The following is a 26586-nucleotide window of genomic DNA, read 5'->3' as shown; positions in this document are numbered from 1 at the left end:
CCCTTTTCCCGCACCCTCTTGACAAATGTACAATCATTCTAACCTCTCACGGATGCTCCAAGGCATTCTTTCTTGTTTGTGCTTTTTGTGCTTGAAAGCTTATGCTGATCCGCCCCGCCACAATCACAGACGTACCCGCAGTTTTACCAATGGTTGCCAAAATTTGTGCTTTGCATGAGTCTTGGGATTCTGCCAAGTATGGTTTTCTACCGCATCCAGAACAGCGTTATGAACAATGGTTGACACGTTTAGCAAATAGCGATCGTAGTGTATTTCTAGTATCCGAAAATGAAGGGCAAATTGTAGGATTTCTTGTAGCAACAATTGAGCGAGAAATACCAATTTATCAGTTACAGGAATTTGCTTTTATTCATGATATCTGGGTTGAACCAGAATATCGCCAAAAGGGGATTGCGCGGCAGATGGTGATGCTGAGTGTTGAACGCTTTCATCAGATAGGTGTCAAGCAAATTCGTCTAGATACAGCAATTGCTAACGAGGCTTCACGGCGGTTATTTGCATCTTGTGGTTTTCGCTTCAGCATTATTGAAATGCTGATTGAATTGAGTCATTAGTCATTAGTTATGAACAAATGACTAATGACTAATGACAAAGGACTAACTAGCTAACAGAGTTTTTTCTAGAGAAGTCCAACGGAAAGCGCGATCGCCACCTCTCTCAATAATGACTTTCACTCGTGGTTCTAGCTGAGGCAAGTTCGTTAAATACTCAACCTCCTCATTAGAAAGAATATGCCCTTCAATAATCCACAAGACCAGCCCCTTTGACTTTGGTGGTAACTGTTCTAGATGAGAATTGAGAATTGGCGGCAGATAGTAAACCTGACCCACTGCTGCACCACTACCAGTGCTTTTTTTCCCAAGATGAGGAGGTCTGACTCCATGAATTCTTGTGAGATACGCAGCTACGTCACCCAGTCCTTTAGCCGTAATGTGGAGGGTAGTATAGCCAGCCGCCCGTATTCGGCGCTGATATCGACCTTCATAACCCCCTTCGAGAGGTACATACACACCAAGAGCGCCAAATTTTTCCAGATCGCGGATTAAACCGTTGCCAGTGGTAATTAGTGCCATAGATTTTCGTCTTATCCCACTTAGAATATCTCTATTATTTACCCTGAACCGATAGATTAAAAGCATTTTTTTGGGCATTGAAAAGAGGGGAAAGAGGAGGCAGTGTTTCGACTACGCTCAACAACCAGGCAGGAGGCAGAGTTTTTGAATTTTGAATTTTGAATTGATTTCTCCCCCTTGCCCCCTGCGCCTCGGTCACTGAGCGTAGTCGTTCGCGGAGCGTCTCGTAGAGAAGTGCTGCTCCTTTGCTTCTTCCCCAGTCCCCATTCCCTAAAAATAACTCTATAAATTACTGGACAAACATAAATAAATAATTTATATTATTAGATTGTGACCAAAAACGCAAATTAGGTTAACTTTTTACTGTCATTCTGAGGTAGTGTTAGCATCAAAAGCTGATGAATTAATCCAAATTGGATAATCTAACTCAGATTGATCATAGACTGGTAAACTAAGAAAGCTTTCAGGTCAACATTGGAGCGGATGGACGAATAACCAAAGCAAATCCTAAGCTCCAGGGTAAGTTTACTCCTGCGCCTCTGAAAAAGTAGGCAAAGTCTTAAACAATAGTTTAAGGTATTTAAGGAAGTAAAACTGAGCAGCAATGTTGGTTTCATGGCATTACGTCAGTCTCAGTTAACGGATACTGGGCGGTAAAAACCGCTTAAGTCCTACTGCAACACGGCAGTAGCCAATCTCCGGGAACCCGTCTCATAGGCGTGTAAAAATCGGAAACCCCGCCGACAGCGCTGCCTCCAGAAAGTGCCAGAGCAATTGCTTGGACAAAAGCATTGCTGCACACAGCTTAAAGCTGTAGCGCCTTGCATTGATTCCAGAAGTTACTCCTTCCCACTGGGAAGGGACTTGTGGCTGCTCTGGTGATCTAGTGAGTGAAGCTAAACAGATTCACCAAGCAGTACGGACACGGTTTGTTGTGTCCGAAAGCATTTGGAGCGGTTTATTAAAGCCATTCCAAATTTCGCAGGCTAACCCAGCCTAAACTGATACGTACAAAACGTGTCCTCTAGAGTCCAATTCCAAGGTCAGCAAGTAGAAAGGAGAACCAGTTATTGTGTCTGTAGGTATTCTCGGCACCAAGCTGGGCATGACCCAAATATTTGACGAAGCAGGAGTAGCTATTCCTGTGACTGTCATTCAAGCAGGGCCATGCACTGTTACACAAGTTAAAACGAAAGAAACCGACGGTTATTTTGCCATTCAAGTTGGTTATGGCGAAGTTAAACCCAAGGCACTAAACAGACCACTACTGGGACATTTGGCTAAATCATCCGCCCCAGCATTGCGTCACTTAAATGAATATCACACCGATAGCTCTAGTGATTATGCTTTAGGTCAAGAGATCAAAGCAGATATTTTTAGTGCAGGTCAAATTGTCGATGTCGTCGGCACAAGCATCGGTCGCGGCTTTGCGGGAAACCAGAAGCGCAACAACTTTGCTCGTGGGCCCATGTCACACGGTTCCAAAAACCACAGAGCGCCTGGATCAATTGGTGCTGGTACAACACCAGGTCGTGTCTATCCAGGTAAGCGGATGGCAGGACGTTTAGGTGGAAAACGCATCACAATCCGCAAGCTGACCATAGTGAGAGTTGATCCAGAACGCAACATATTGCTAATTAAAGGAGCCATTCCTGGTAAGCCAGGCGCTCTAGTCAGCGTTGTGCCTGCAAAAGTAGTGGGATAGTCAAAAGTCATTAGTCAGAAGTCATTAGTCAAAAGTCATTGGCTAAGGACAAATGACAAAAGACCAATGACAAATGACGCCACGTGCTTTACTTGGGGAAACCTCAAGACCGCAGTGGCTCACAAAGGACAAAGGACAGATAAGAAAAATGGTTGAAAGCGTAGTTAAAAATTGGCAAGGAGAACAGGTCGGTGAGACGACCTTCGAGTTGCGCGTTGCCAAAGAAGAAACAGCGTCTCATATTGTGCATCGCGCCTTAGTACGGCAATTGACTAATGCTCGTCAAGGAAATGCCAGTACAAAAACTCGTGCTGAAGTCAGAGGCGGCGGTCGGAAACCTTGGCGACAAAAAGGTACTGGTCGCGCTCGTGCCGGGTCTATTCGTTCTCCATTGTGGCGTGGTGGTGGTGTGATCTTTGGGCCCAAACCCAGAGACTTCAACCTCAAATTGAACCGCAAAGAGCGACGTTTGGCACTGCGGACAGCATTTGTCAGCCGCATTGAGGACTTGATCGTAGTAGAAGAATTTAGCACTGAGCTATCTCGCCCCAAGACTAAAGAATTAGTGGCAGCGCTTGACCGTTGGGGAGTAGTACCAGAAAGCAAGGCACTGTTAATTTTGTCTGAAATTGCGGATACAGATAACGTCTATCTGTCAGCCCGCAACATTGAAAATTTAAAACTAATTGCAGCCGACCAGCTAAATGTTTTTGATTTACTGCACGCTGACAAAATTGTAGTTACGGCATCAGCCCTAGAAAAAATTCAGGAGGTCTACAGTGCCTAGCTTTGACCCCCGTGACCTAGCCGACTTAGTACGTCGCCCAATCGTCACCGAGAAAGCGACCATCTTGATGGAACAAAACAAGTACACCTTTGAAGTAATTCCCAAGGCATCAAAGCCAGAAATTAAGGCTGCGATCGAAGACTTGTTTCAGGTCAAGGTTGTAAAAGTCAACACCACATTACCACCACGTAAAAAGCGGCGCGTTGGTAAATTTATTGGTTATAAACCCCAATATAAGCGAGCGATCGTCACTGTCGCACCTGGGGATGAAGACAAGATTAGACAAGTTCTATTCCCAGAAGTCTAGAGATTTTAGATTTTAGATTGAGGAGTTTACTGAATAAGTATCAAAGATGGTCGCAATTAGTTAAACACTCATTAAATCCAAAATCCAAAATTCAAAATCCAAAATTTAAGTAAATCCAAAATCCAAAATAGATTATGGGTACTCGTTCTTATCGCCCTTATACCCCCAGCACTCGCCAAGTTACAATCTCTGACTTTGCGGAAATTACTAGAACCGAGCCAGAAAAATCCTTAACAACCTCGAAGCATCGCGCCAAAGGTCGGAATAATCACGGACGGATTACTAGTCGTCGCCGGGGTGGCGGACACAAACAGCTTTATCGGATCATCGATTTTAAAAGGGATAAACATAATATTCCTGCTAAAGTCGCAGCAATTGAATACGATCCTAACCGCAACGCCAGAATTGCCCTTTTGTATTACCAAGATGGCGAAAAACGGTACATCCTTCACCCCAACGGGTTGAAAGTTGGAACAATAATTATTTCTGGGCCTGAGTCTCCCTTTGAAGATGGTAATGCCTTACCACTCTGGAAAATTCCTTTGGGTACTAGTGTTCACAACGTAGAACTGACTCCTGGTAAAGGTGGTCAAATTGTACGTGCTGCTGGTGCTAGCGCTCAAGTCGTGGCGAAAGAAGGTAATTACGTGACTCTCAAGTTGCCTTCAGGAGAAGTCCGCTTGATTCGACGCGAGTCTTACGCGACCATTGGGCAAGTGGGCAATACTGACGCGAGAAACCTGAGTGCAGGTAAAGCCGGACGAAATCGCTGGAAAGGTCGCCGTCCTAAGGTTAGAGGTAGCGTCATGAACCCAGTGGATCACCCACATGGAGGTGGTGAAGGTAGAGCGCCTATCGGTAGATCGGGGCCTGTTACACCTTGGGGTAAACCCACATTGGGCGCAAAGACACGCAATCGCAAGAAACTTAGCAGCAAGTTAATTGTACGTCGTCGTCGTAAGTCTTCTAAACGCGGTCGCGGTGGTCGTGAATCTTAAAGAGTTAGAAGTTATGAGTTATGAGTTATGAGTTGAATCTAACTTATTAGCTCCTCACTCCTAACTCCTCACTCCTAATTCCTAAATCCTAAATCCAAAATTGAACTATGGGTCGTTCTCTAAAAAAAGGTCCCTTCGTTGCGGATCATCTTCTAAAGAAAATTGAAAAGCTCAACGACAACAACAGAAAAGAAGTTATTAAAACTTGGTCACGAGCTTCAACAATTTTGCCCTTAATGGTAGGACATACCATAGCTGTTCACAATGGACGCCAACACGTTCCAGTTTTTGTAAATGAACAGATGGTAGGACACAAGTTGGGTGAATTTGCCCCGACACGCACCTACAGAGGTCATGGAAAAAGCGACAAAAAAGCGGGTAGGTAGTTATTAGTCATTGGTCATTTGTCATTGGTCATTAGTTATTAGCTTTTGACAAAGGACAAAGGATAAAGGACGAAAAACAAAATTGGAGAAAATTATGGCTACTAATACTACTGAAGTAAAAGCGATCGCTCGTTTTATCCGCATCTCGGCTTACAAAGTGCGTCGGGTACTCGATCAAATCCGGGGGCGATCGTATCGAGAAGCGTTAATCATCCTGGAATTCATGCCCTATCGCGCCACTGAACCCATCTTGAAGGTTCTCAGAAGCGCTGCTGCCAATGCCGAACACAATGCTGGGTTAGATCGGACTCAACTAGTGATTACTCAGGCTTATGCCGATCAAGGGCCGCCGTTGAAGCGCTTCCAACCAAGAGCGCAAGGTCGAGCTTACCAAATTCGCAAGCCGACGTGTCATATTACTGTGGCTGTTGCAGCCGCCCCAGAAAAATAAGCTTTTTTTACACGAATAAATTGCGTAAAGTAAGAAATTTTAGAGGAAGCATTCGTGGGACAGAAGATTCATCCAGTTGGTTTTCGCCTGGGTATTACACATGAACATCAATCCCGTTGGTTTGCTGTTCCTGATCGCTATCCAGAACTTCTCCAAGAAGATTACAAACTCCGTCAATACATAGATCAAAAGCTGGGTAGACAGGCTCAAAACAACGCCGGAATTTCCGAAGTGCGGATTGAGCGCAAAGCCGACCAAATCGACTTAGAAGTGCGCACAGCTAGACCTGGTGTTGTCGTAGGTCGTGGTGGACAAGGTATTGAATCCTTACGTACCGGACTCCAAGGAGTGTTGGGTGGCAATCGCCAAATTCGCATTAACGTAGTTGAAGTGCAACGAGTTGATGCTGATGCTTACCTAATTGCTGAATACATTGCTCAACAATTGGAACGTCGGGTTTCCTTTCGGCGGGTAGTGCGGCAATCTATTCAACGTGCCCAGCGCGCTGGTATCCAAGGGATTAAAATCCAAGTCAGCGGTCGCCTCAACGGTGCAGAAATTGCCCGGACAGAGTGGACTCGTGAAGGTAGAGTACCTTTACATACCTTACGGGCTGACATTGACTACTCTTATTGCACAGCAAAAACTGTTTACGGCATTTTGGGTATCAAAGTATGGGTGTTTAAAGGAGAAATTATTCCTGGACAGGAACCAGATCCACTACCACCAGCAAGCCGCGATCGCGAACGGGACCCCCGCGATCGCGATCGTGAACCCCGTCGCCGTCAACAACAACGTCGTCGCCAGCAATTTGAAGACCGCTCAAATGAAGGATAAATCGTCATTAGTCATTAGTCATTAGTCATTAGTAAATGGCAGATGACAAATGACAAAGGACAAATGACAAATGACAAGTAACAAACCATGTTAAGCCCTAGAAGAACTAAATTCCGCAAACAACAGCGGGGACGGATGGAAGGACTAGCCAGCCGTGGTAGTACCCTCAACTTCGGTGATTTTGCACTCCAAGCTCAAGAACCTGCTTGGATTACCTCGCGTCAAATCGAGGCTTCCCGTCGGGCAATGACTCGTTATATTCGTCGGGGTGGACAAATCTGGATTCGGATTTTCCCTGATAAACCTGTAACCATGCGTCCTGCTGAAACTCGGATGGGTTCTGGTAAAGGTAATCCAGAGTTTTGGGTAGCTGTAGTCAAGCCAGGACGAATTTTGTTTGAAATCGGTGGGGTTTCTGAAGAAATCGCCCGTGAAGCAATGCGTTTGGCTTCATTTAAACTGCCCATCAAAACTAAGTTTATTGTGCGCTCTCAACCACAGGAGCAGGAGTAACTTATGCCTCTTCCCAAGATTTCAGAAGCTAGAGAATTAAGTGACGAGAAGCTCTCTGATGAAATTGTCGCAATCAAAAGACAACTATTTCAGTTGCGCTTGCAAAAAGCCACCAGACAATTAGAAAAGCCCCACCAGTTTCGACAATTGCGCCACCGCCTAGCCCAATTGCTGACACTAGAAACAGAACGCAAACGGGCAGCAAGTCAATCGGCTAAAGAAAAAAAGTAGGAGATTATGGCAGTTAAAGAACGAGTTGGCTTGGTAGTGAGCGATAAAATGCAAAAAACTGTGGTAGTCGCCATAGAAAACCGCGCTCCTCACCCCAAGTACGGCAAGATTGTGGTTAACACCCAACGATATAAAGTTCACGACGAAGAAAATCAGTGTAAAGTAGGCGATCGCGTTCGCATTCAGGAAACTAGACCCCTGAGTAAAACCAAGCGCTGGAAAATCACAGAAGTCCTGAACGTCAAGCCTACTTAAACCTCATCGTTGTTAGTAACTAACAACATTACAAGGGAGAATAATTGTGATTCAACCCCAGACCTACCTGAATGTCGCAGATAATAGCGGCGCCCGCAAGCTAATGTGCATCCGCATCTTAGGCGGAGGCAACCGTCGTTATGGTTTTATCGGCGATAAAATTATCGCAGTTGTCAAAGATGCTACACCTAACATGGCTGTAAAAAAGTCTGATGTTGTGGAAGCAGTAATTGTTCGGACTCGGAAAGCTGTAAGTCGTGACAGTGGCATGAGTATTCGCTTTGATGATAACGCTGCTGTAATCATCAACAAAGACGGTAATCCTAGAGGTACACGGGTTTTTGGCCCAGTTGCACGGGAATTGCGCGATAAAAACTTTACTAAAATTGTTTCTCTGGCTCCGGAGGTGCTTTAATGGCAACCAAACAGGGTACGCCCAAAGTATTCCATAAAATGCACGTCAAAACTGGCGACACTGTACAAGTGATTGCTGGCAAAGACAAAGGAAAAATTGGCGAAATTACTCAGGCACTTCCCCAACTGAGTAAAGTTATCGTCAAAGGTGTCAACATTAAAACCAAGCACGTCAAACCCCAGCAAGAAGGGGAATCAGGGCGAATTATTACCCAAGAATTCCCAATTCATAGCTCCAACGTCATGCTTTATTCCACCAAGCAAAACGTCGCTAGTCGTGTTGGTTACACCTTTACCTCAGAAGGTAAAAAAGTCAGAAAACTCAAGAAAACTGGCGAAATTCTAGATAAATAGTTAGAAGTTAGGAATTAAGAGTTAGGAATTAAATTTAACTCATAACTCATAACTCATAACTCATAACTCATAACTTTGTTCCCTGACCAAGCCCAGGGATATCAGGACAAAAAAACTATGGCGACAACAAGACTCAAAACCTTATATCAAGAGACAATCGTCCCCAAACTGACCACTCAGTTTCAATATACCAACGTTCATCAAGTACCGAAGTTGGTAAAGGTTACGATTAACCGAGGTTTGGGTGAAGCAGCTCAAAATGCGAAGTCTCTAGAGGCATCCATTAACGAAATTGCCTTGGTAACAGGTCAAAAACCAGTGGTGACAAGGGCGAAAAAGGCGATCGCTGGCTTTAAGATTCGTCAAGGGATGCCTGTGGGGATCATGGTGACTCTCAGAGCCGAACGGATGTATGCCTTTTTCGACAGACTAGTTAGCCTGTCATTACCCAGAATTCGAGATTTTCGCGGCGTTAGCCCTAAAAGCTTTGACGGACGCGGTAACTACACTTTGGGTGTGAGAGAACAGCTAATTTTTCCAGAAGTCGAATACGACAGCATCGATCAAGTGCGTGGGATGGATATTTCCATTATCACCACAGCAAAAAACGACGAAGAGGGACGCGCCTTACTTAAAGAATTAGGAATGCCCTTTCGCGATCAATAAGTTCATCTATAGAGGGAACGATGGCGGCTAACGACACAATTGCAGATATGCTGACGCGCATCCGCAATGCCAACCTGGCGCGGCATCAAACTACACAAGTGCCAGCTACAAAATTGACCCGAAGCATTGCCAAAGTGCTACGGGAGGAAGGCTTTATTGCTGAAATCGAAGAAGCAGAAGAAGGGGTAAAACGCAATCTGGTGATTTCCCTGAAATACAAGGGAAAAAACCGTCAGCCTCTGATCACCGCCTTGAAGCGAGTGAGTAAGCCTGGCTTGCGTGTTTATTCAAATCGAAAAGAATTACCAAGGGTACTAGGCGGCATTGGCATTGCCATTATTTCTACATCCAGTGGTATTATGACTGACCGCGAAGCGCGGCGTCAGAACTTGGGTGGCGAAGTGCTTTGTTACGTTTGGTAGTCATTGGTCATTAGTCATTTGTCATGAGTTAAGGACAAAAGGCAAAGGACAAATAACAAAGGACAAAAAGTTATGTCTCGTATTGGTAAACGTCCAATTACTATTCCCGCCAAAGTTCAAGTGGCGATCGATGGTACAACTGTTGTGGTGAAAGGCCCGAAGGGGGAACTTTCTCGCACTCTCAGAGATAATGTTTCACTCTCTCAAGAGGGGGAAATATTACACGTAAATCGTCGGGATGAAACTCGCACCTCAAAGCAATTGCACGGCTTGAGCCGCACTTTAGTTGCCAACATGGTCGAGGGAGTTTCCCAAGGTTTTCAGCGCCGTTTGGAAATTCAAGGCGTTGGTTACAGGGCACAACTTCAAGGGCGTAACCTAGTTTTGAATATGGGTTACAGCCATCAAGTGCAAATTGAACCACCAGATGGAATTCAGTTTGCCGTAGAAGGTACCACTAACGTCATTGTTAGCGGCTATGACAAAGAAATCGTCGGTAACACAGCCGCCAAAATTCGTGCTGTTCGTCCACCAGAACCTTACAAAGGTAAAGGCATTCGCTATGCCGGTGAAGTGGTCAGACGGAAAGCTGGTAAGACTGGTAAGGGTGGTAAGAAGTAGAAATGAAACTTACTCGTAGAGAATCAAAAAACCGTCGTCATCGACGCGTGCGTGGCAAAGTAATTGGCTCCCCAGAACGTCCGCGTTTAGCGGTATTCCGTTCTAATGAGCATATTTATGCCCAGCTGATTGATGATACTCAGCATCAAACCATTGTGGCAGCATCGACTGTAGAACCAGAGTTGAAATCTAGTTTAGCGTCATGTGCAAACCGCGATGCCTCGGTACAAGTTGGGAAGTTGATCGCACTGCGATCGCTAGAAAAAGGCATTACCAAAGTAGTCTTCGATCGCGGTGGTAACTTATATCATGGTCGTGTCAAAGCACTAGCTGATGCAGCCCGCGAAGCTGGTTTAGATTTCTAAAGTCATTGGTCATTAGTCATTAGTTATTGGACAAATGACAAAGGACAAATGACAAATGACAACTGACAACTGACGTTCACCAGAGCATATATTATGGCAACAGAGCGTAAAAGTAGAACAAAGCGTGCCAAAAAAGAAGAAACTACTTGGCAAGAGCGGGTTATCCAAATCCGACGCGTAAGTAAAGTGGTCAAAGGTGGTAAAAAACTCAGCTTCCGAGCGATCGTTGTCGTGGGTAACGAACGTGGTCAGGTAGGAGTTGGAGTAGGCAAAGCTTCCGATGTAATTGGCGCCGTTAAAAAAGGCGTAGCCGACGGCAAAAAACACCTTATTGATATCCCAATCACCAAATCCAATTCCATCCCCCATCCTATTGATGGTGTCGGTGGCGGGGCAAAAGTGATTATGCGTCCAGCCTCACCTGGTACTGGGGTAATTGCTGGTGGTGCAGTGCGAACTGTGTTGGAATTGGCAGGAGTTCGTAACGTTCTAGCCAAGCAACTAGGCTCCAACAATCCGCTCAATAATGCTAGAGCCGCAGTTAATGCCTTATCTACACTGCGTACCCTTTCTGAAGTCGCCGAAGATCGCGGTATTCCTATTCAAAATCTCTACATCTAATTTAGTCATTAGTCATTGGTCATGAGTCATTAGTGAATAACAAAGGACAAATGACAAATGACAAACGACAAATGACAAACGACAAATGAGAACTTGATAAATTATGAGACTCCATGATGTTAAGCCGCAAAAAGGCTCAAAGAAACGCAAGAAGCGTGTAGCTAGAGGTATTTCTGCCGGTCAAGGCGCTAGTGCTGGTTTAGGTATGCGGGGTCAAAAATCTCGTTCTGGTAGCGGGACTCGACCAGGTTTTGAAGGTGGTCAACAGCCATTGTACCGCCGCTTACCTAAGCTGAAGGGCTTTCCGATTGTTAATCAGAAGATTTACACTACGATTAATGTAGAGAAGCTAGCCTCCCTTCCCGCTAATACGGAAGTAACTTTGACCTCATTGAAAGCCGCAGGTATCCTGACTGCTGTCAAAGGGCCATTGAAAGTTTTAGGTAACGGGGAATTGAGCATTCCGCTCAATGTACAAGCGGCAGCTTTTACAGTTTCAGCTCGTAGCAAAATTGAGGCAGCTGGTGGTAGTTGTGAAGTCTTATGAGTGAGCCGGAACAGCGCACTTAAATGTAAGCCAACTCGCTGCCAGTGCTTGGTTCACTATAAAGGTAGCACTCTATGATCAGTCGAGATAAAGCCCCAACGGCTCAAGAAACTTTTATGCAGATGGCGCAAGCAGCTGGCCTCAGAGGTAGGCTGCTTGTCACCGTCGGTATTTTAATTTTGGTTCGCCTGGGTATTTTCTTACCCGTCCCAGGCATTGATAGACCAAGATTTGCCGAAGCCATATCGGGCAGCAATTCTATATTCGGCTTATTGGATATATTTTCCGGGCGAGGACTTTCGACTTTGGGAGTCTTTGCTTTAGGAATTTTGCCCTTCATTAATGCGTCTATTATCATCCAATTACTCACGGCGGCGATTCCAACTTTAGAAAATTTACAGAAAAATGAAGGGGAAGCCGGTCGCCGAAAAATATCGCAAATTACCCGCTATGTAACTGTAGGCTGGGCAATTCTTCAAAGTACAGCTTTTTCGGCATTATTCCTCCAGCAATTCGCCTTAAAGCCAGGGCCTATATTTGTAGCTGAAACTGCGATCGCTCTGACTGCTGGTTCGATGTTCGTCATGTGGGCATCAGAACTGATTACAGAACGGGGTATTGGCAACGGCGCATCATTGTTGATTTTTGTCAACATTGTCGCATCATTACCAAAAGCTTTAGGCGATACCATCGACTTGGTGCAAGTCGGCGGTCGGGAAGCAGTGGGTCGGGTAATCGTGCTGATCTTAGTTTTCCTCGCAACAATTGTTGGTATTGTGATTGTGCAGGAAGGAATGCGCCGCATCCCCATTATTTCGGCTCGTCGGCAAGTAGGTCGAAGAGTTTTGGCAGAGCAGCGTAGTTATCTGCCCCTGCGACTAAATCAAGGCGGCGTAATGCCAATTATTTTTGCTGCTGCCATCCTCAGTTTGCCACTGCTAATCGCCAATTTTACTAAAAATACCGATTTGGCAAATATAGTTAACACTTATTTGAGTCCAAGCGGTTCTAGCTCCTGGGTCTATGCCTTGGTCTATATGATTTCCATTGTTTTCTTCAGCTACTTCTATTCTTCGTTGATTCTCAACCCGGTAGATGTGGCGCAGAACTTGAAGAAAATGGGTTCTAGTATTCCTGGGATTCGTCCCGGCAAGGCAACTAGCGAGTATATCGAACGCGTTTCCAACCGACTAACTTTTTTGGGTGCGATCTTTTTGGGCTTCGTTGCTATTATCCCCACTGCCGTAGAAAGCGCTTTGAATGTGAAAACTTTCCGGGGAATAGGTGCAACCTCGTTGTTAATTTTAGTTGGTGTGGCAATTGAGACAGCTAAACAAGTCCAAACTTATGTCATATCTCAGCGCTATGAAGGAATGGTGAAATAATAGTGACGCGATTAATCTTCTTGGGGCCACCTGGAGCGGGTAAAGGAACACAAGCTCAAACCTTGGCTGAACACTTGAATATTCCCCATATTTCTACGGGTGAAATATTAAGACAAGCCATGAAAGAGCAAACTCCTTTAGGAATCAAAGCTCAAAGTTATGTTGATAGCGGCGAGTTAGTACCCGACCAGCTAGTGCAAGACTTGGTACAGGAGCGCCTAAGCCAGCCAGATGCCAAAAATGGTTGGATTCTGGATGGTTTTCCCCGAAAAGTGACCCAAGCAGCTTTTCTGGAGAAGTTACTGGAAGCAATACATCAAAGTGGCGAAAGGGTAGTCAATTTAGATGCACCAGATGAAATTGTCATCGAACGTTTGCTAGCTAGAGGACGAAAAGATGATACCGAAGAGGTGATTCGTCGTCGTTTAGAAGTATACCGCGCGGAAACTGCACCTTTAATTGATTATTATGGCGATCGCCAAAAACTCCTAACAGTCAATGGCGATCAGTCCCAAGAAGATGTCACTGATGAACTACAAAAGGTAATCGCTTCCTGAAAACGAGGGGAAGTAGGGACTAGATAATTCCCGACTCCCCACTCCCAAGAAAAAGATCAATTTTAGCTAAGATATATTAATAAACTGTTGATATATTTCTTAAAATGTGTTTCTTTGCAGATGAAGCGCTGCAACTGAACACGAAATTGTTGAGTTGAGGAAAAAACAAATTGTCTAAGCAAGATTTGATTGAAATGGAAGGCACGGTTACAGAGTCCTTGCCCAATGCGATGTTTCGCGTTGACTTGGACAATGGCTTTAACGTGCTAGCACACATTTCCGGCAAGATTCGCCGAAATTATATCAAGATTTTGCCCGGCGATCGCGTCAAGGTAGAGTTAACGCCCTACGACTTGACCAAAGGCAGAATTACCTATCGACTACGAAAGAAGTAAGTATATGTAGAGAATTTTACCATAAAACCATTTTTTTGACTGTTTACTAGTCATTTAACTGGATTATTTTCCCTATAAATGCTATAATTTTATATTTGGAGTCAAAAAATAAAAGGCATGAAAGTTAGAGCCTCAGTCAAGAAAATTTGTGAAAAGTGTAACGTGATCAAACGTCGTGGTCGCGTCATGGTGATTTGCGTGAACCCCAAGCACAAACAACGTCAAGGATAACACTCTTACCAACAGAGTGAGTTGCAGGACGCATATCATCATTAAAACGAAAAGACGCGATTAATCACGTTTTTCTAACCAACAGTAATTGCGAGAACAATAGGGAGAGTTCATTGTGGCACGTATTGCCGGAGTAGACCTTCCACGCGATAAGCGCGTCGAGATCGGTCTGACTTACATCTACGGAATTGGGTTATCACGCGCTCAAGAAATTATAGCGGCAACTGGTGTGAACCCAGACATCCGCGTTAAGGACTTAAGTGATGCCGATGTGACAGCCCTAAGAGGGGAAATAGAAAGCAACTATCAAGTTGAAGGCGACTTGCGGCGCTTGGAGTCTTTGAACATCAAGCGCTTAGTTGACATTGGTACCTACAGAGGGCGTCGTCATCGCATGGGCTTACCAGTCAGAGGCCAAAGAACTCGCACCAATGCCAGAACCCGTAGAGGCAGAAGGCAGACAGTGGCAGGGAAGAAGAAGGCTCCAGGGAAATAATTTTGCAACGCTTGCTAATCCGAGCAAGTTTTACCTTAAATCAACTAAACAAGTATGGCGAGACAACCAACTAAAAAAACCGGGAGCAAGAAGCAGAAACGGAATGTACCCAGTGGAATGGCCTACATCCAGTCTACTTTCAACAATAGCATTGTCACCATTACCGATCAAAACGGAGATGTCATCTCCTGGGCTAGTGCTGGTTCTAGCGGTTTTAAGGGAGCAAAAAAGGGAACTCCCTTTGCAGCGCAAACCGCAGCTGAAAGTGCAGCCCGCCGAGCTATCGATCAAGGAATGCGCCAAATTGAGGTAATGGTCAGTGGGCCAGGAGCAGGTAGAGAAACCGCTATCCGCGCACTTCAAGGAGCAGGACTGGAAATTACATTGATTCGGGATATTACCCCGATTCCTCACAATGGTTGTCGTCCACCCAAGCGCCGTCGAGTTTAAATACTAAGACTTGGGCAGTGAGGTCAAAAAGTGACAGCCAGCAATGACCGCTTGAGCGTCTAACGTACAAACTGTCATTGAGTCAAAGCTTGGGCGACCAAAAGCGTGTCAGATTTTCCCACAGGGAAAGCTGTTAGGCTTCGGGCTACCCAAAATATTATTAGCACCTGCAAGCTCAATAGAAGTGTCAAACTATACCGTAAATTTATACTACTAGTTTGATATATCTATAATCTACAGGACATAAATTCAATTCGGGAGGCAATTGATTTGTCTGCTAGCAGCACCTTAGAAGAAGGGAGGCTCATCCGTGGCGCAGTTTCAAATTGAATGTGTAGAGTCGAATACCGAAGAAAGTCGGAACCATTACAGTAAATTTGTTTTGGAACCTCTCGAACGCGGTCAAGGGACAACTGTTGGCAACGCACTGCGGCGGGTTTTACTGTCTAATTTAGAAGGTACAGCAGTTACAGCAGTGCGGATTGCGGGCGTTTCACATGAATTTGCCACAGTTCCGGGCGTGCGGGAAGATGTGCTGGAAATCCTCATGAGAATGAAGGAAGTTATCCTGAAAAACTATTCTTCGCAGCCTCAGATTGGTAGATTACTCGTTAGCGGCCCAGCAACAATCACTGCGGCACATTTTGATTTACCCAGTGAAGTAGAAGTCATCGATCAGACTCAGTATGTGGCCACCATCGCTGAGGGTGGAAAGCTGGAAATGGAATTTCGGATCGAGAAAGGCAAAGGCTATCGCACTGTAGAACGAGGACGTGAGGAAGCCACATCGTTGGATTTTCTCCAAATCGACTCGATATTTATGCCAGTGCGAAAAGTCAACTACAGTGTTGAAGAATCTCGTGGGGAAGGCTTGATTCCAAAAGACCGACTATTGTTGGAAGTTTGGACAAATGGCAGTATTTCTCCTCAAGAAGCACTATCTTCGGCTGCTGCGATCTTGGTAGATTTATTCAACCCGTTGAAAGACATCTCCCTAGAACCAACAGACACAGGTTCCGATATTCCAGACGATCCAACTGCCCAGATACCCATCGAAGAGTTGCAACTTTCTGTGCGGGCATATAACTGTCTCAAACGGGCACAAGTTAACTCTGTGGCAGATTTGTTGGATTATACCCAAGAAGACCTCTTAGAAATTAAGAACTTTGGGCAGAAGTCAGCAGAAGAAGTCGTGGAAGCTTTACAGCGACGCTTGGGCATCACCCTGCCAATGGAAAGAGGCTCTAAACACCCTTAAGAAAAACCTTCATAATTCATAGTGCATAATTATGCGTCACCGTTGTCGCGTCAAAAAACTCAGTAAACCAGCCGATCAACGCCGTGCTTTACTGCGATCGCTCGCCACCGAGCTGATCCGTCATGGTAAGATCACCACCACTTTAATTAGAGCGAAAGTTCTGCGAAGTGAAGTGGAAAAAATGATTACCCTAGCCAAAAATGGCTCCTTGTCAGCACGTCGGGAAGCTCTTGGCTATATCTTCGACAAACAACTGGTTCACGCTCTATTTGAGCAAGCTCCAACTCGATATGGCGATCGCCAGGGCGGTTATACCCGAATCCTGCGTACCGTACCGCGTCGGGGTGATAATGCAAAAATGGCAATAATTGAATTGGTTTAAGTCATTGGTCAATTAGTCATTCGTCATTAGTCATTGGTCATTAGTGAATAACTAAGGACAAGTGACAAAGGACAAAGGACAAAATCTGTATGTTAGAAAGCCACCAGCCGACACAAACTCATCGAGTAGCCTTGGTAATCCAATACCTGGGCACTCATTTTCATGGCTGGCAACGGCAAAAAAAACAGCGGACAGTCCAAGAAGAGATCGAAATTGCGATCGCTACTATTCTTGGCTACCATGTAACACTACATGGGGCTGGGCGAACCGATTCAGGAGTTCATGCTGCTGCTCAAGTAGCCCATTTTGAAGCAACAGGTTTTATTCCACCTCACAAGTGGGCAACAATCCTCAACAGCTACCTGCCGCCAGATATATTAATCAGGGCTTCAGCTAGTGTCGATAACCGTTGGCACGCTCGCTTTAGTGCAGCCTATCGACGGTATCGTTACACAATATATACTGAAGATCGGCTTAACTTGTTTGTAAGACCCTTCAGTTGGCATTATTATTATGCACCCCTGGATGAATCTTTAATCCAAGCTGCCTTGAAACCTCTCTTGGGAAAGCATCACTTAGCTGCTTTTCACCGTGCAGGCTCAAAGCGATCGCATTCCTGGGTAGAGGTGCAAGCAGCAGAGTGTCGTCGCAGTGGGCCATTTATCCATATTGAAATACAGGCAGATGGATTTTTGTATGGCATGGTACGGCTGTTGGTAGGGATGCTGGTAGAAGTAGGTTCTGGACAACGAACACTTTCTAACTTCACCGAACTCTGGAAAGAAGAACGCCGGGAAGAAGTGAAATATGCCGCACCGCCTCAAGGCTTGTGTTTGTTGCGAGTCGGCTATCCCGATTTTCCCTTTCCGAAAGAGATTTGGTACGACACCTTGCCAAAGTTCGTCACTAGTCAAGAGTCATTAGTCATTGGTTCTTAGTAACTACAAATGACAAAAGACAAATGACTAATGACAAATTAAAAATGACAAAGGACAAATGACAAATGACAACAGTTAAAACATACCTTCCTTCTCAAGCAACCCTTGAGCGTGAGTGGTACATAGTAGATGCCACCGATAAACGCCTCGGTCGCCTCGCCAGCGAAATCGCTCAGGTATTGAGAGGCAAAAAGAAACCCGAATATACACCTCACCTAGATACAGGTGACTTCGTAATCGTCATCAATGTCGAGAAAGTAGCAGTCACAGGCAAAAAGCGTACTCAAAAGCTTTACCGCCGCCATTCAGGTCGTCCCGGTGGGATGAAAACGGAAACTTTCGCTAAATTGCAAGATCGCATACCAGAGCGGATTTTAGAACAAGCTGTTAAAGGTATGCTACCTAAAAATAGCCTGGGTAAGCAGTTGTTCACCAAGCTGAAAGTTTATGCTGGGCCTACGCATCCCCATGATGCTCAAAAACCTAAAGAACTAAAAGTTAGTACAATTCCTGGAGAAGAAAATTAATGGTAGTAGCAGATGCTAATAGCGGTCGCGCCGTATATTGGGGTACTGGTCGCCGTAAGAATGCGGTAGCACGGGTACGCTTGGTTCCAGGCACCGGTCAACTGATTGTGAACGGTAAAGATGGAACCTTGTATTTCCAATTCAACCCCAACTACCTGGGAGTCATTAAAGCACCCCTGGAAACTCTGGGATTAGAAAATGAATATGACATTTTGGTAAAAGCAGAAGGCGGCGGCTTGACCGGACAGGCTGATTCTGTTCGTTTGGGAGTTGCTCGTGCTTTGTGCCAACTCGACCCAGACAACCGCCCACCTTTGAAAACCGAAGGTTATTTGACTCGCGATCCGAGAGCAAAAGAGCGGAAAAAATATGGTTTACATAAAGCCCGGAAAGCACCTCAGTACTCTAAGCGTTAAGCGATTGGGGACTGGGTACTGGGTATTGGAGATTAGGTATTGAGAATTGAGTATTGGGAAAAGTCCGTTGTTTATTTACATCTTTCCCAGTCCCCAATCCCTAGTCCCTAGTCCCTAATCCCTAGCTCCAATTGAACGCTAAAAGTTATAATTTATATAGATTCATCCCACAAAGAACAATGGCTAAATCTGATATTCATCCCAAGTGGTATCCAGATGCTAAAGTTTACTGCAACGGTCAAGTTGTTATGACCATTGGCTCTACCAAGCCAGAATTGCACGTAGACGTTTGGTCTGGAAATCACCCATTTTACACTGGTACTCAGAAGATTATTGACACTGAGGGTCGAGTAGAGCGCTTCCTCCGCAAGTACGGTATGAGCAGCACTCAAACATCTGGCGACGAACAAACCAAAAAGTAGCGGGTTGGCTCTGCTGTTAACGACGGCCCTGCATCAGCTGGGTCGATTTTCATTTATATGCTCGAGCCAATTTGTTATTTTTTTAAGGAGTGATCGCAATCGTCATGGCTGAATCATACTTACTGGACAAACTAAAATCCGTTGAACAAACTTTTAATGAATTAACACGTCGTCTTGGCGATCCCGATACCGCTAGCAATCCTGATGAGTATCAAGAAATTGCTAAGTCTCGTTCTTCTTTGGAAGAAGTAGTTAATACCTATGAAATTTGGAAAACAGCCCAAGAAGACTTAATCGGAGCGCGTCAGGTTTATAAAGAGTCTGCAAGTGACCCAGAGTTGCAAGAAATGGCATCACTGGAAGTAAAAGAACTTGAAGAAAAAATAGAACATTTAGAGTCTCGCTTAAAAGTCTTGCTGCTACCACGCGACCCCAATGATGAAAAGAATATCATGTTGGAAATTCGCGCTGGTACTGGTGGCGATGAAGCAAGTATTTGGGCTGGCGATTTGATGCAGATGTACACCCGCTATGCCCAGACTCAAGGTTGGAAAGTTTCTCTAGTGAGCGAATCTCGCGGAGAAATGGGTGGCTGGAAAGAGGTCATTCTCGAAATTAAAGGTAATGACGTTTACAGCCAGCTAAAGTTTGAAGCTGGAGTGCATCGTGTGCAGCGCGTGCCGGCAACTGAATCTGGGGGACGGGTTCATACTTCCACAGCTACCGTGGCGATTATGCCAGAGGTGGATGATGTGGAAATTCATATTGACCCGAAAGATATTGAAATGACTACAGCCCGTTCTGGTGGTGCTGGTGGACAAAACGTCAACAAGGTGGAAACAGCCGTTGACTTGATGCACAAACCAACGGGAATACGCATTTTCTGTACAGAAGAACGCAGCCAGTTGCAAAACAAAGAACGGGCGATGCAAATTCTGCGGGCGAAGTTGTATGACATCAAGTTGGGCGAACAACAAGCAGCTGTAACTTCGATGCGGCGATCGCAGGTTGGTACTGGATCGCGATCGGAAAAAATTCGCACCTATAATTATAAAGATAACCGTGCTACCGATCATCGGTTAGGTCATAATTATTCTCTTACCCCTGTTTTGGATGGTGATTTAGAGACACTTATCCAGTCTTGTATATCTCTAGACCAGCAAGAACGTCTGGCGGAGTTAGCGACTTCTGCTGCTAACTAATACCAATTCAACTAGTGATTGCAACACATTCTTTGGTTGGATAAAGACGCGATTCATCGCGTCTCTACAAATGGTCATAATTTTTGCTGTTAAATCTTCTGTAAAACTACTTGTTTATCTGTTGCTTTTAACACAGACAGGTGGTTTTCTAATATCGCGTGGAGTGTATCTTCTATTTCACTGGGATAATGGTAATAGGCAAATTCGTACTTCATAAGGTAATTTAACTTTGCCCATTCTTTCAGGGTTTGACAGGTATAAATTAAATTTTCTATTTCTTTTTGCCAACGCGCAAAAATCCTGTAGCTAAAAAAGCTGCTGCATATATTGCCTTTTGCATCCCAGTAGGAAATACACACTTGATGTTTCAGAAGGTGGATTTTTTTGATTTGCTTAACATCGTAGCCTTTAACTTTTAAAGCTTCTTTAGTTTCTGCGTCAGAAATGTTCCATTGTTCTGGTTTAATTTTATTAGTGGCTATAAAGTTTTTACCTTTGCGGCGATATTGGTTAATTTTGCGTGGCTTGCGAAACATGATGCACCTTCGATATTATTTCTTCGCAGCAAAGTTGAACTACTAGCTGAAGCGCCGTAGCAAACTAAATTTTTTGGGTTGATTAAAGATAGATGGGTTTGTCTACTAGCTTGATGCCTGTAGTTGCCGTTTTACAACCAGAGATATAGTTTAGTACTAAAACACAAGGCTGTCAATATAAAAGTAAACTTGTAATATTGAAAGTAGACTTGTAAATAAAGTTGGCTAGCTATATAAGCAGTGAAGATCGAAAGCAAACAAAAACTGATTGAAATCATTAAACTAGCTCGCGGTTCAATGAGTCAGCGAGCGTTTGGTAAGCTTTTGGGAGTATCTGCTACTGCTGTTCAGATGTGGGAAAAAGGTGTGAAGGTTCCAGATACAGAAAATTTGGCTCGAATCGCATCGAAAGCAGGCTACACAATGGAAGAATTAATCAGCTGCATAGATGGCAAGCCAATTCCAGAAACCTCAGATTTGAGTCTGATTCTTAGACAAATCCAGCACATGCCTTTGGCTCAAGTGGCTCAAATTGTCCAAGCTGCGGCAGATAGATTGGCTGCGGTGGCTGAAGCGTCCGGGGATGAGGCGAAGGCTAGTTAATTTGGCGCTACGAGAAACTATAGCAATAGCCAGATGAGTTAGGACGCTAAACGCAAGACAGATTCCATCGTTTCTCGAAGAGAATCAAACTGCTGGATTTGTTTGCGAATTCGACTTTTGAGCCAAGACCAGCATTTCTCAATTTGGTTCAGGTCTGGGGAATAAGGTGGCAAATACAAAACTTCACAGCCAGCATCTCGAATCAACTGTTCAATACATCCACCTTTATGAATTTTGCATTGTCCATCGTCACAACCTGACCTGGTTTGAGTACAGGGATTAAGCAAGTTTTTAGCCAGGTTTCAAACACATCTCGATTACAAGAACCTTCAATAGTGAAAGGAGCCATCAACTGCTGATTACACAGTGCGGCAATCATATTCACCCGCCCTTGACGCCGCCCAGACTTGAGAGCATAGAAGCGCTCTCCTTTCTGATTCCAGCCATAGCCATAATCGTCTCGATTATCCATGCCAGACTCATCAACATAGACAACCATATTTTTTTCAAGCTTTGCTATCTGAGCAATAAACGAACTTCGTTTGTACTCGTCTCGTTCTTGATAACCATAGGTCTTTTTTTTCGCGTGAATCCGATTTTCTCTAACCCACGGGAGATAGTACGCGCACTAATCTCGTCTTCCCATAATTGTGCCATCTGGGTTTGAGTCTTATCCCCGTGTACTTTCACAAAAGCTCGAAATTTCTCCCAGTCAGTGATTTTCTGATTATGTCCAGGGGACCGATTGGGCTTGGACTGGAAATCTCCGGTTTCTGCAAAGCGTTTCAGCCACAAATTAATTGTGTTTCGACTGATGTTGAACAGTTCGCTTGCTTCGCTTTTCTTTAGCCCGTTCAATTCGATGGCTTCAATTACCTTCCGGCGGAAATCGTAACTGTAAGGGTTTGCCATTGGTAATCAGTCCTAATTTCGGAACGCAACACTATTTCTAGTCTACGTCCTAACTGTACTGACAATTGCTATAACTTACCATTACGGACTTTTACAAAGCATTGCTCTTATTTATTTGATGATGCGATCGCAGACAATTTTCTGTGCGATACTCGTCAAGACTGGGAAGGATAATTACTACCATTTTTATGACGCTCATTTGTTATTTGGAGATACTTAAGTAAAACCAGGTGAAAAAATTATATACTTATAATTTTTACTCCAAGTTAGTTAGATATAGTTACATCTATGAAACAAGTAATAGAAAATGTAAAAAAAACTATAGCGCAAAAAAAAATACTTTGGGCTTATCCAATTGCACTGAAATTACAAAAATATCATTATAGTTTGGCAATCCGATGGGCAATAGAATGTATACAAATATATTCATCCGAGATTGAATCGGACAAACTCTCCAAGCTTTGTCAAAGCCAATTTTCTTAACTCCTTTACAGTGTAATGAAATTGGTCGAGAAATATGGTATTTGCCTGAAAGAGAAGAAATTCAAACTGCAATAGCTCGACTATGGTGGTCTATCGGAGCTTTTAAAATTGGAGAAGAGCATGTTGGAATAATGGAAGCCATATCGACTGTTGAATTAGTGTTACCTGATATATCTGATCATCATTTACTAGATCGATACTTAGAAGCTGCTGTAATAATTTTTGAAAAATACGAATCACAAAACTAAGCGTGTGAGTAGTAGAATCGCACTGATTCACCTGACGATCGCTAATTTTGGCTGAGTTAAAAGTTTTGGTATAAATACGTAATGGCTGCACAAACTAAGTCCGTCTGCGTGGACTCCAGCAAGTTGAAACCCACGGAGGTGGGTTTTGTCTGTATAGCTGCGATTTCTAATCGTCAGGGCTAGGGTATTTTACTGGCAGTTAAGGAATAAATGGTTTTAAAATGGTGCAATCTTAAAATATTTAGGGGTGCAGCTATGTCGCTACGCAATGAGCCTTTAGATTGGCAACTTGAAACGAATAATCCTTATATACCAGTTTATCATCAAGGGAATTTGGTGGGATTTTTTAAACCAGAATATGCCAGTGAAATTATTAAAATTTTAAATGAAGAAGAAGTTTTAAAGAAAGCGTTGAAAATGGCTTGTACTGATTTAATTAAAAAAATCGGCGGCGATACCAGAAAAGTCAATTATTTAATGGAAAAATATATAAAAACTAGTGAACGTCCGAAGCATGGAACTAGAGCGATCGCTGTTTTACTTCAGGATAGGCAAAAAGAGCTTGATTTGAGTAACCAGGAGTTTGCAAAATTCTGCGACACCTTTAAATTATCTCCTACGGAACTGAATAATATTTATGCCGGAGAAGCATTTGATGATAGTTTATTAGCACCACTTTCACGTATATTAGGGATAGCAAAAGAGCAATTACTGAAAGTGCGAGATGGTTGTGAATAAAAAAGTAACACATGAACAGAAAATCAAAGTTTTCAAATGATATAAAGTTGTGAAAACAGACATCATCTTTTATCGGCTGTTTCAAGAATTTCCTGATATCTTCTTTGAACTTATTGGTAATCCTCCAGAAGAAGCTAGACTTTATCAATTTTCATCAGTTGAAATCAAACAAACCGCCTTCAGAATCGATGGTGTTTTTCTGCCTACACAAGGAAGTGAGAACCCGATTTACTTTGTTGAAGTGCAATTTCAAGCTGATGGAGAAATTTATTCACAGCTAATTGCAGAAATATGTTTATACCCCCGTCAGAATCAGCCATTAAATGATTGGGGTGCTGTGGTTCTATACCCAAACAGGAATGTAGATACAGGAGATATCAAACATTACCGTGAGTTTTTCACAAGTGGGCGCGTCAGGCGCATTTATTTGGATGAATTAGGTGAGGCTGCATCGCTTCCAATTGGCATTGCAACTGCTAAATTAGTAATTGCAACCAACGATATAGCGATCGCACAAGCAAGAGAGTTGATAGACAGAACCAAGTCAGAGATAATCTCACTACCAAAACAGCAGCAATTATTACGATTTATAGAGACTATTTTGGCTTACAAGTTTCCCACAATGAGTAGGGAGGAGATGGAGCAAATGTTTGGCTTAAGCGAGTTAAAGCAAACCAGATTTTATCAGGAAGCCTTTCAGGAAGGTGAGGTTCAAGGGAAACTAAAAGCAGTACCAGCAATGTTAGCAGCAGGGTTGACTGTAGAACAAGTAGCACAGGCGTTAGATTTGAGTGTTGAAGAAGTTAGACAGGTAGCACAAAGCCATCCTTGAGATAGATGTGGTAAATTTTATCCGTGGCTCAAGCCAAATTTTGTTTGCGGCTTCCAAACTCGATCGCGACGAATTTATAGTTAATTTTTGTTAATATTAGAGGCGGTGTTAGTACTTCGTCCTCAACCACCCACTCCCTACCTGAGAGAAACTTAATGCTGCGACTAGAACATATAAGTAAAATTTATCCCACAGGCGAAGTTCTCAAAGATATCAACTGGGAAGTTAAACCAGGCGATCGCATTGGCTTAGTCGGTGTCAACGGTGCTGGAAAATCCACCCAACTCAAAATCATCTCTGGGGAAATGGAACCCACCGCCGGCGAAATCATTCGTCCTAATAGCTTACATATAGCCTACCTTAACCAAGAGTTTGAAGTAGACCCCACTCGCACCGTTAGAGAAGAATTTTGGACTGTTTTCAAAGAAGCCAACGAAGTACAGTTATCTCTGGCGCACATACCACAAGAGATGGAAACGGCTACCCCAGAGGAACTGGATCGACTGATCGACAAGCTGGATCGCTTGCAGCGTAAATTTGAAGCCTTAGATGGTTACAACTTAGACGCACGCATCGGGAAAATTCTACCAGAGATGGGGTTTGGGCTAGAAGATGGCGATCGCCTCGTCAGTGCCTTCAGTGGTGGTTGGCAAATGCGGATGAGTTTAGGTAAAATTCTCCTGCAAAAACCCGACTTGTTGCTACTGGATGAACCGACTAACCACCTAGATTTAGAAACCATTGAGTGGTTGGAAAATTACCTCAGAGGGCTGATTACGCCGATGGTAATAGTCTCCCATGACCGGGAGTTCCTTGACCGCCTCTGTACCCAAATTGTGGAAACAGAACGTGGCGTTTCCAGTACCTACCTTGGTAATTACTCGGCATATTTAGAACAAAAAGCCGAAAGTCAATCAGCACAACTGAGTGCTTACGAACGCCAGCAAAAAGAATTAGAGAAACAGCAAACCTTTGTTGATAGATTTCGCGCCAGTGCTACCCGCAGTACCCAGGCAAAAAGCCGGGAAAAGCAACTCGACAAAATCGAGCGCATTGAAGCACCCGTTGGTGGTATGAGAACTCTCCACTTCCGTTTTCCCCCTGCACCCCGCAGTGGACGCGAAGTAGTGGAAATTAAAGATTTAACTCATCTTTATGGTGAAAAAATCCTATTTTTATCAGCAAATCTGCTAATTGAAAGAGGCGATCGCATTGCTTTTCTTGGCCCCAACGGTGCTGGAAAATCTACCCTTCTGCGCGTAATTATGGGTATGGAACCACCCACAGAAGGTAGCGTTCAATTAGGGGATCATAACGTTATTCCTGGTTACTTTGAGCAAAATCAAGCTGAAGCTTTGGACTTGAAGAAAACTGTCATGGAAACTATCCATGATGAAGTTCCAGATTGGGATAATCAAGAAGTCCGCACACTTTTGGGACGCTTCTTATTCACTGGTGATACTGTATTTAAGGCAGTTGGGGCATTAAGTGGAGGAGAAAAAGCTCGTCTGGCGTTGGCAAAAATGCTCTTACGTCCCGCAAACTTACTAATTTTAGATGAGCCGACAAACCACCTAGATATTCCAGCGAAAGAAATGCTGGAAGAAGCGCTCAAAAATTATGACGGTACGGCAATTGTAGTTTCCCATGATCGCTACTTTATTTCTCAAGTAGCAAACAAAATCGTCGAAATTCGTGATGGTGAATTCCGCGTTTATTTAGGAGATTATCATTACTATCTACAGAAAATTGCCGAGGAAAAAGAACAAGCAAAGTTAGCTGCAATAGAAGCCGAAAAAGCGGCGAAAAAAGCTGCTAAAGCTTCCGCCAAAAGGAAATGAGAAACTAGAAAAGGACTTAGTAGTAGCGCAAAAATACTACTACTAAGTAATCACTCTTTATTAGCGTTCTAAAACATCACAGAAAAATTACTAAAATTTAAAAAATCTTTTAAAAAGCTGCAAGTCCTTCATAAAAGAAGTTAATAAGTAAAAATTCACT

General features: G+C 43.9%; 39 protein-coding genes and 1 pseudogene. 37 read left to right on the top strand and 3 right to left on the bottom strand.

The window, feature by feature from the left end; all coding sequences use genetic code 11:
• Positions 1-101 precede the first annotated feature (101 nt).
• The gene (locus tag HWQ39_RS18765) at positions 102-575 is read left to right on the top strand and encodes a GNAT family N-acetyltransferase (RefSeq protein ID WP_292848164.1); all 474 of its coding nucleotides are present in this window, start codon (positions 102-104) and stop codon (positions 573-575) included.
• Between the two features lie 42 nt (positions 576-617).
• Here HWQ39_RS18765 and HWQ39_RS18760 read toward each other — a convergent pair whose 3' ends face one another.
• On the bottom strand, positions 618-1094 hold the full coding sequence (locus HWQ39_RS18760) for an NAD(P)H-quinone oxidoreductase subunit N (protein ID WP_292848162.1): 477 nt from the start codon (positions 1092-1094) through the stop codon (positions 618-620).
• A gap of 1072 nt (positions 1095-2166) precedes the next feature.
• Here HWQ39_RS18760 and rplC point away from each other — a divergent pair.
• From rplC to prfA, 31 genes are all read left to right on the top strand, one after another.
• Entirely contained in the window at positions 2167-2799 is a 633-nt protein-coding gene (gene rplC / locus HWQ39_RS18755) for a 50S ribosomal protein L3 (protein ID WP_292848159.1), read from the top strand.
• 148 nt (positions 2800-2947) lie between these two features.
• On the top strand, positions 2948-3586 hold the full coding sequence (gene rplD / locus HWQ39_RS18750; protein WP_292848156.1) for a 50S ribosomal protein L4: 639 nt from the start codon (positions 2948-2950) through the stop codon (positions 3584-3586).
• Complete coding sequence (locus HWQ39_RS18745) at positions 3579-3893, top strand: 50S ribosomal protein L23 (RefSeq protein WP_069070779.1); 315 nt, start codon at positions 3579-3581, stop codon at positions 3891-3893. Before rplD ends, HWQ39_RS18745 begins: the two co-directional genes overlap by 8 nt.
• A gap of 134 nt (positions 3894-4027) precedes the next feature.
• Complete coding sequence (rplB, locus tag HWQ39_RS18740) at positions 4028-4891, top strand: 50S ribosomal protein L2 (protein ID WP_292848153.1); 864 nt, start codon at positions 4028-4030, stop codon at positions 4889-4891.
• A gap of 107 nt (positions 4892-4998) precedes the next feature.
• On the top strand, positions 4999-5277 hold the full coding sequence (gene rpsS / locus HWQ39_RS18735; protein ID WP_012410721.1) for a 30S ribosomal protein S19: 279 nt from the start codon (positions 4999-5001) through the stop codon (positions 5275-5277).
• Positions 5278-5371: 94 nt separating this feature from the next.
• Complete coding sequence (gene rplV / locus HWQ39_RS18730) at positions 5372-5728, top strand: 50S ribosomal protein L22 (RefSeq protein WP_069070777.1); 357 nt, start codon at positions 5372-5374, stop codon at positions 5726-5728.
• A 54-nt stretch (positions 5729-5782) separates the two neighbouring features.
• Entirely contained in the window at positions 5783-6565 is a 783-nt protein-coding gene (rpsC, locus tag HWQ39_RS18725; RefSeq protein WP_292848150.1) for a 30S ribosomal protein S3, read from the top strand.
• 87 nt (positions 6566-6652) lie between these two features.
• Entirely contained in the window at positions 6653-7078 is a 426-nt protein-coding gene (gene rplP, locus HWQ39_RS18720) for a 50S ribosomal protein L16 (protein WP_069070775.1), read from the top strand.
• A 3-nt stretch (positions 7079-7081) separates the two neighbouring features.
• Entirely contained in the window at positions 7082-7309 is a 228-nt protein-coding gene (rpmC, locus tag HWQ39_RS18715) for a 50S ribosomal protein L29 (RefSeq protein WP_179068334.1), read from the top strand.
• Positions 7310-7315: 6 nt separating this feature from the next.
• Complete coding sequence (rpsQ, locus tag HWQ39_RS18710) at positions 7316-7564, top strand: 30S ribosomal protein S17 (protein ID WP_094349093.1); 249 nt, start codon at positions 7316-7318, stop codon at positions 7562-7564.
• Positions 7565-7610: 46 nt separating this feature from the next.
• A complete protein-coding gene (gene rplN, locus HWQ39_RS18705) occupies positions 7611-7979 on the top strand; it encodes a 50S ribosomal protein L14 (RefSeq protein WP_069070772.1) in 369 nt (122 codons plus the stop codon).
• The gene (rplX, locus tag HWQ39_RS18700; protein ID WP_179068335.1) at positions 7979-8332 is read left to right on the top strand and encodes a 50S ribosomal protein L24; all 354 of its coding nucleotides are present in this window, start codon (positions 7979-7981) and stop codon (positions 8330-8332) included. The genes rplN and rplX overlap by 1 nt, the downstream gene beginning before the upstream one ends.
• A gap of 117 nt (positions 8333-8449) precedes the next feature.
• Positions 8450-8998, top strand: a complete 549-nt coding sequence (gene rplE, locus HWQ39_RS18695; RefSeq protein WP_292848148.1) for a 50S ribosomal protein L5 — start codon at positions 8450-8452, stop codon at positions 8996-8998.
• 20 nt (positions 8999-9018) lie between these two features.
• On the top strand, positions 9019-9420 hold the full coding sequence (gene rpsH / locus HWQ39_RS18690; protein WP_094349096.1) for a 30S ribosomal protein S8: 402 nt from the start codon (positions 9019-9021) through the stop codon (positions 9418-9420).
• A 72-nt stretch (positions 9421-9492) separates the two neighbouring features.
• On the top strand, positions 9493-10041 hold the full coding sequence (gene rplF, locus HWQ39_RS18685; protein WP_292848145.1) for a 50S ribosomal protein L6: 549 nt from the start codon (positions 9493-9495) through the stop codon (positions 10039-10041).
• 2 nt (positions 10042-10043) lie between these two features.
• The gene (gene rplR, locus HWQ39_RS18680) at positions 10044-10406 is read left to right on the top strand and encodes a 50S ribosomal protein L18 (protein WP_292848142.1); all 363 of its coding nucleotides are present in this window, start codon (positions 10044-10046) and stop codon (positions 10404-10406) included.
• A 93-nt stretch (positions 10407-10499) separates the two neighbouring features.
• Positions 10500-11027 carry a 30S ribosomal protein S5 gene (gene rpsE, locus HWQ39_RS18675; RefSeq protein WP_094328453.1) on the top strand — a complete coding sequence of 176 codons (528 nt, stop codon included), beginning with the start codon at positions 10500-10502 and terminating at the stop codon, positions 11025-11027.
• A gap of 103 nt (positions 11028-11130) precedes the next feature.
• The gene (gene rplO / locus HWQ39_RS18670) at positions 11131-11574 is read left to right on the top strand and encodes a 50S ribosomal protein L15 (RefSeq protein WP_292848139.1); all 444 of its coding nucleotides are present in this window, start codon (positions 11131-11133) and stop codon (positions 11572-11574) included.
• Positions 11575-11648: 74 nt separating this feature from the next.
• Positions 11649-12959: a preprotein translocase subunit SecY gene (gene secY / locus HWQ39_RS18665; protein ID WP_292848136.1), complete on the top strand. Its 1311-nt coding sequence runs from the start codon at positions 11649-11651 to the stop codon at positions 12957-12959.
• Positions 12960-12961: 2 nt separating this feature from the next.
• Positions 12962-13516, top strand: coding sequence for an adenylate kinase (locus HWQ39_RS18660; protein ID WP_292848134.1), 555 nt, complete (start codon positions 12962-12964; stop codon positions 13514-13516).
• A gap of 170 nt (positions 13517-13686) precedes the next feature.
• The gene (infA, locus tag HWQ39_RS18655) at positions 13687-13911 is read left to right on the top strand and encodes a translation initiation factor IF-1 (RefSeq protein ID WP_006276978.1); all 225 of its coding nucleotides are present in this window, start codon (positions 13687-13689) and stop codon (positions 13909-13911) included.
• A 117-nt stretch (positions 13912-14028) separates the two neighbouring features.
• A complete protein-coding gene (rpmJ, locus tag HWQ39_RS18650) occupies positions 14029-14142 on the top strand; it encodes a 50S ribosomal protein L36 (protein ID WP_015129703.1) in 114 nt (37 codons plus the stop codon).
• 115 nt (positions 14143-14257) lie between these two features.
• Positions 14258-14638: a 30S ribosomal protein S13 gene (rpsM, locus tag HWQ39_RS18645; RefSeq protein ID WP_094349103.1), complete on the top strand. Its 381-nt coding sequence runs from the start codon at positions 14258-14260 to the stop codon at positions 14636-14638.
• Between the two features lie 54 nt (positions 14639-14692).
• Positions 14693-15088, top strand: coding sequence for a 30S ribosomal protein S11 (gene rpsK / locus HWQ39_RS18640; protein ID WP_069070761.1), 396 nt, complete (start codon positions 14693-14695; stop codon positions 15086-15088).
• A gap of 310 nt (positions 15089-15398) precedes the next feature.
• Entirely contained in the window at positions 15399-16346 is a 948-nt protein-coding gene (locus HWQ39_RS18635) for a DNA-directed RNA polymerase subunit alpha (protein WP_094349104.1), read from the top strand.
• 31 nt (positions 16347-16377) lie between these two features.
• Positions 16378-16728: a 50S ribosomal protein L17 gene (gene rplQ, locus HWQ39_RS18630; RefSeq protein ID WP_094349105.1), complete on the top strand. Its 351-nt coding sequence runs from the start codon at positions 16378-16380 to the stop codon at positions 16726-16728.
• Between the two features lie 89 nt (positions 16729-16817).
• Complete coding sequence (gene truA / locus HWQ39_RS18625) at positions 16818-17666, top strand: tRNA pseudouridine(38-40) synthase TruA (RefSeq protein ID WP_292848131.1); 849 nt, start codon at positions 16818-16820, stop codon at positions 17664-17666.
• Positions 17667-17731: 65 nt separating this feature from the next.
• Entirely contained in the window at positions 17732-18193 is a 462-nt protein-coding gene (rplM, locus tag HWQ39_RS18620; protein WP_179068341.1) for a 50S ribosomal protein L13, read from the top strand.
• Positions 18193-18609, top strand: a complete 417-nt coding sequence (rpsI, locus tag HWQ39_RS18615) for a 30S ribosomal protein S9 (RefSeq protein ID WP_104906415.1) — start codon at positions 18193-18195, stop codon at positions 18607-18609. The genes rplM and rpsI overlap by 1 nt, the downstream gene beginning before the upstream one ends.
• A 179-nt stretch (positions 18610-18788) precedes the next feature.
• Positions 18789-19031: a 50S ribosomal protein L31 gene (gene rpmE / locus HWQ39_RS18610; RefSeq protein ID WP_292848128.1), complete on the top strand. Its 243-nt coding sequence runs from the start codon at positions 18789-18791 to the stop codon at positions 19029-19031.
• Positions 19032-19135: 104 nt separating this feature from the next.
• Complete coding sequence (prfA, locus tag HWQ39_RS18605; RefSeq protein WP_292848125.1) at positions 19136-20233, top strand: peptide chain release factor 1; 1098 nt, start codon at positions 19136-19138, stop codon at positions 20231-20233.
• An 89-nt stretch (positions 20234-20322) separates the two neighbouring features.
• Here prfA and HWQ39_RS18600 read toward each other — a convergent pair whose 3' ends face one another.
• Positions 20323-20769 carry a hypothetical protein gene (locus tag HWQ39_RS18600; RefSeq protein WP_292848123.1) on the bottom strand — a complete coding sequence of 149 codons (447 nt, stop codon included), beginning with the start codon at positions 20767-20769 and terminating at the stop codon, positions 20323-20325.
• A 240-nt stretch (positions 20770-21009) separates the two neighbouring features.
• Between HWQ39_RS18600 and HWQ39_RS18595 the strand changes: the two genes are divergently transcribed.
• Positions 21010-21372 carry a helix-turn-helix transcriptional regulator gene (locus tag HWQ39_RS18595; RefSeq protein WP_012410694.1) on the top strand — a complete coding sequence of 121 codons (363 nt, stop codon included), beginning with the start codon at positions 21010-21012 and terminating at the stop codon, positions 21370-21372.
• A gap of 38 nt (positions 21373-21410) precedes the next feature.
• Here HWQ39_RS18595 and HWQ39_RS18590 read toward each other — a convergent pair.
• Positions 21411-22284, bottom strand: a pseudogene (locus HWQ39_RS18590) (IS630 family transposase).
• Positions 22285-22745: 461 nt separating this feature from the next.
• On the opposite strand from HWQ39_RS18590, the gene HWQ39_RS18585 reads away from it, so the two are divergent.
• From HWQ39_RS18585 to HWQ39_RS18570, 4 genes are all read left to right on the top strand, one after another.
• Positions 22746-23015 carry a hypothetical protein gene (locus HWQ39_RS18585; protein WP_292848120.1) on the top strand — a complete coding sequence of 90 codons (270 nt, stop codon included), beginning with the start codon at positions 22746-22748 and terminating at the stop codon, positions 23013-23015.
• 255 nt (positions 23016-23270) lie between these two features.
• Positions 23271-23753 (top strand): hypothetical protein, encoded by a 483-nt coding sequence (locus tag HWQ39_RS18580; protein ID WP_292848185.1) that lies wholly within the window; start codon positions 23271-23273, stop codon positions 23751-23753.
• 49 nt (positions 23754-23802) lie between these two features.
• Positions 23803-24585, top strand: coding sequence for an Rpn family recombination-promoting nuclease/putative transposase (locus HWQ39_RS18575; protein WP_292848117.1), 783 nt, complete (start codon positions 23803-23805; stop codon positions 24583-24585).
• Positions 24586-24740: 155 nt separating this feature from the next.
• Positions 24741-26426 carry an ABC-F family ATP-binding cassette domain-containing protein gene (locus HWQ39_RS18570; protein WP_292848113.1) on the top strand — a complete coding sequence of 562 codons (1686 nt, stop codon included), beginning with the start codon at positions 24741-24743 and terminating at the stop codon, positions 26424-26426.
• Positions 26427-26586 lie beyond the last annotated feature (160 nt).

The organism is Nostoc sp. NMS8 (genome assembly GCF_017115045.1).
Taxonomy (GTDB): Bacteria; Cyanobacteriota; Cyanobacteriia; order Cyanobacteriales; family Nostocaceae; genus Nostoc.
Note: the sequence above shows the minus strand (reverse complement) of the source record. Positions and strands in the feature narration are given on the sequence as shown.

Excerpts from the sequence above, each read along its gene's own strand:
- HWQ39_RS18765 (WP_292848164.1), top strand. The coding sequence starts at position 102 with ATGCTGATCCGCCCCGCCACAATCACAGACGTACCCGCAGTTTTACCA.
- HWQ39_RS18760 (WP_292848162.1), bottom strand. The coding sequence starts at position 1,094 with ATGGCACTAATTACCACTGGCAACGGTTTAATCCGCGATCTGGAAAAA.
- rplD (WP_292848156.1), top strand. The coding sequence starts at position 2,948 with ATGGTTGAAAGCGTAGTTAAAAATTGGCAAGGAGAACAGGTCGGTGAG.
- rplB (WP_292848153.1), top strand. The coding sequence starts at position 4,028 with ATGGGTACTCGTTCTTATCGCCCTTATACCCCCAGCACTCGCCAAGTT.
- rpsS (WP_012410721.1), top strand. The coding sequence starts at position 4,999 with ATGGGTCGTTCTCTAAAAAAAGGTCCCTTCGTTGCGGATCATCTTCTA.
- rplV (WP_069070777.1), top strand. The coding sequence starts at position 5,372 with ATGGCTACTAATACTACTGAAGTAAAAGCGATCGCTCGTTTTATCCGC.
- rplP (WP_069070775.1), top strand. The coding sequence starts at position 6,653 with ATGTTAAGCCCTAGAAGAACTAAATTCCGCAAACAACAGCGGGGACGG.
- rpmC (WP_179068334.1), top strand. The coding sequence starts at position 7,082 with ATGCCTCTTCCCAAGATTTCAGAAGCTAGAGAATTAAGTGACGAGAAG.
- rpsQ (WP_094349093.1), top strand. The coding sequence starts at position 7,316 with ATGGCAGTTAAAGAACGAGTTGGCTTGGTAGTGAGCGATAAAATGCAA.
- rplX (WP_179068335.1), top strand. The coding sequence starts at position 7,979 with ATGGCAACCAAACAGGGTACGCCCAAAGTATTCCATAAAATGCACGTC.
- rplE (WP_292848148.1), top strand. The coding sequence starts at position 8,450 with ATGGCGACAACAAGACTCAAAACCTTATATCAAGAGACAATCGTCCCC.
- rpsH (WP_094349096.1), top strand. The coding sequence starts at position 9,019 with ATGGCGGCTAACGACACAATTGCAGATATGCTGACGCGCATCCGCAAT.
- rplF (WP_292848145.1), top strand. The coding sequence starts at position 9,493 with ATGTCTCGTATTGGTAAACGTCCAATTACTATTCCCGCCAAAGTTCAA.
- rplR (WP_292848142.1), top strand. The coding sequence starts at position 10,044 with ATGAAACTTACTCGTAGAGAATCAAAAAACCGTCGTCATCGACGCGTG.
- rpsE (WP_094328453.1), top strand. The coding sequence starts at position 10,500 with ATGGCAACAGAGCGTAAAAGTAGAACAAAGCGTGCCAAAAAAGAAGAA.
- rplO (WP_292848139.1), top strand. The coding sequence starts at position 11,131 with ATGAGACTCCATGATGTTAAGCCGCAAAAAGGCTCAAAGAAACGCAAG.
- secY (WP_292848136.1), top strand. The coding sequence starts at position 11,649 with ATGATCAGTCGAGATAAAGCCCCAACGGCTCAAGAAACTTTTATGCAG.
- rpmJ (WP_015129703.1), top strand. The coding sequence starts at position 14,029 with ATGAAAGTTAGAGCCTCAGTCAAGAAAATTTGTGAAAAGTGTAACGTG.
- rpsK (WP_069070761.1), top strand. The coding sequence starts at position 14,693 with ATGGCGAGACAACCAACTAAAAAAACCGGGAGCAAGAAGCAGAAACGG.
- rplQ (WP_094349105.1), top strand. The coding sequence starts at position 16,378 with ATGCGTCACCGTTGTCGCGTCAAAAAACTCAGTAAACCAGCCGATCAA.
- truA (WP_292848131.1), top strand. The coding sequence starts at position 16,818 with ATGTTAGAAAGCCACCAGCCGACACAAACTCATCGAGTAGCCTTGGTA.
- rplM (WP_179068341.1), top strand. The coding sequence starts at position 17,732 with ATGACAACAGTTAAAACATACCTTCCTTCTCAAGCAACCCTTGAGCGT.
- rpsI (WP_104906415.1), top strand. The coding sequence starts at position 18,193 with ATGGTAGTAGCAGATGCTAATAGCGGTCGCGCCGTATATTGGGGTACT.
- rpmE (WP_292848128.1), top strand. The coding sequence starts at position 18,789 with ATGGCTAAATCTGATATTCATCCCAAGTGGTATCCAGATGCTAAAGTT.
- prfA (WP_292848125.1), top strand. The coding sequence starts at position 19,136 with ATGGCTGAATCATACTTACTGGACAAACTAAAATCCGTTGAACAAACT.
- HWQ39_RS18600 (WP_292848123.1), bottom strand. The coding sequence starts at position 20,769 with ATGTTTCGCAAGCCACGCAAAATTAACCAATATCGCCGCAAAGGTAAA.
- HWQ39_RS18580 (WP_292848185.1), top strand. The coding sequence starts at position 23,271 with ATGTCGCTACGCAATGAGCCTTTAGATTGGCAACTTGAAACGAATAAT.
- HWQ39_RS18570 (WP_292848113.1), top strand. The coding sequence starts at position 24,741 with ATGCTGCGACTAGAACATATAAGTAAAATTTATCCCACAGGCGAAGTT.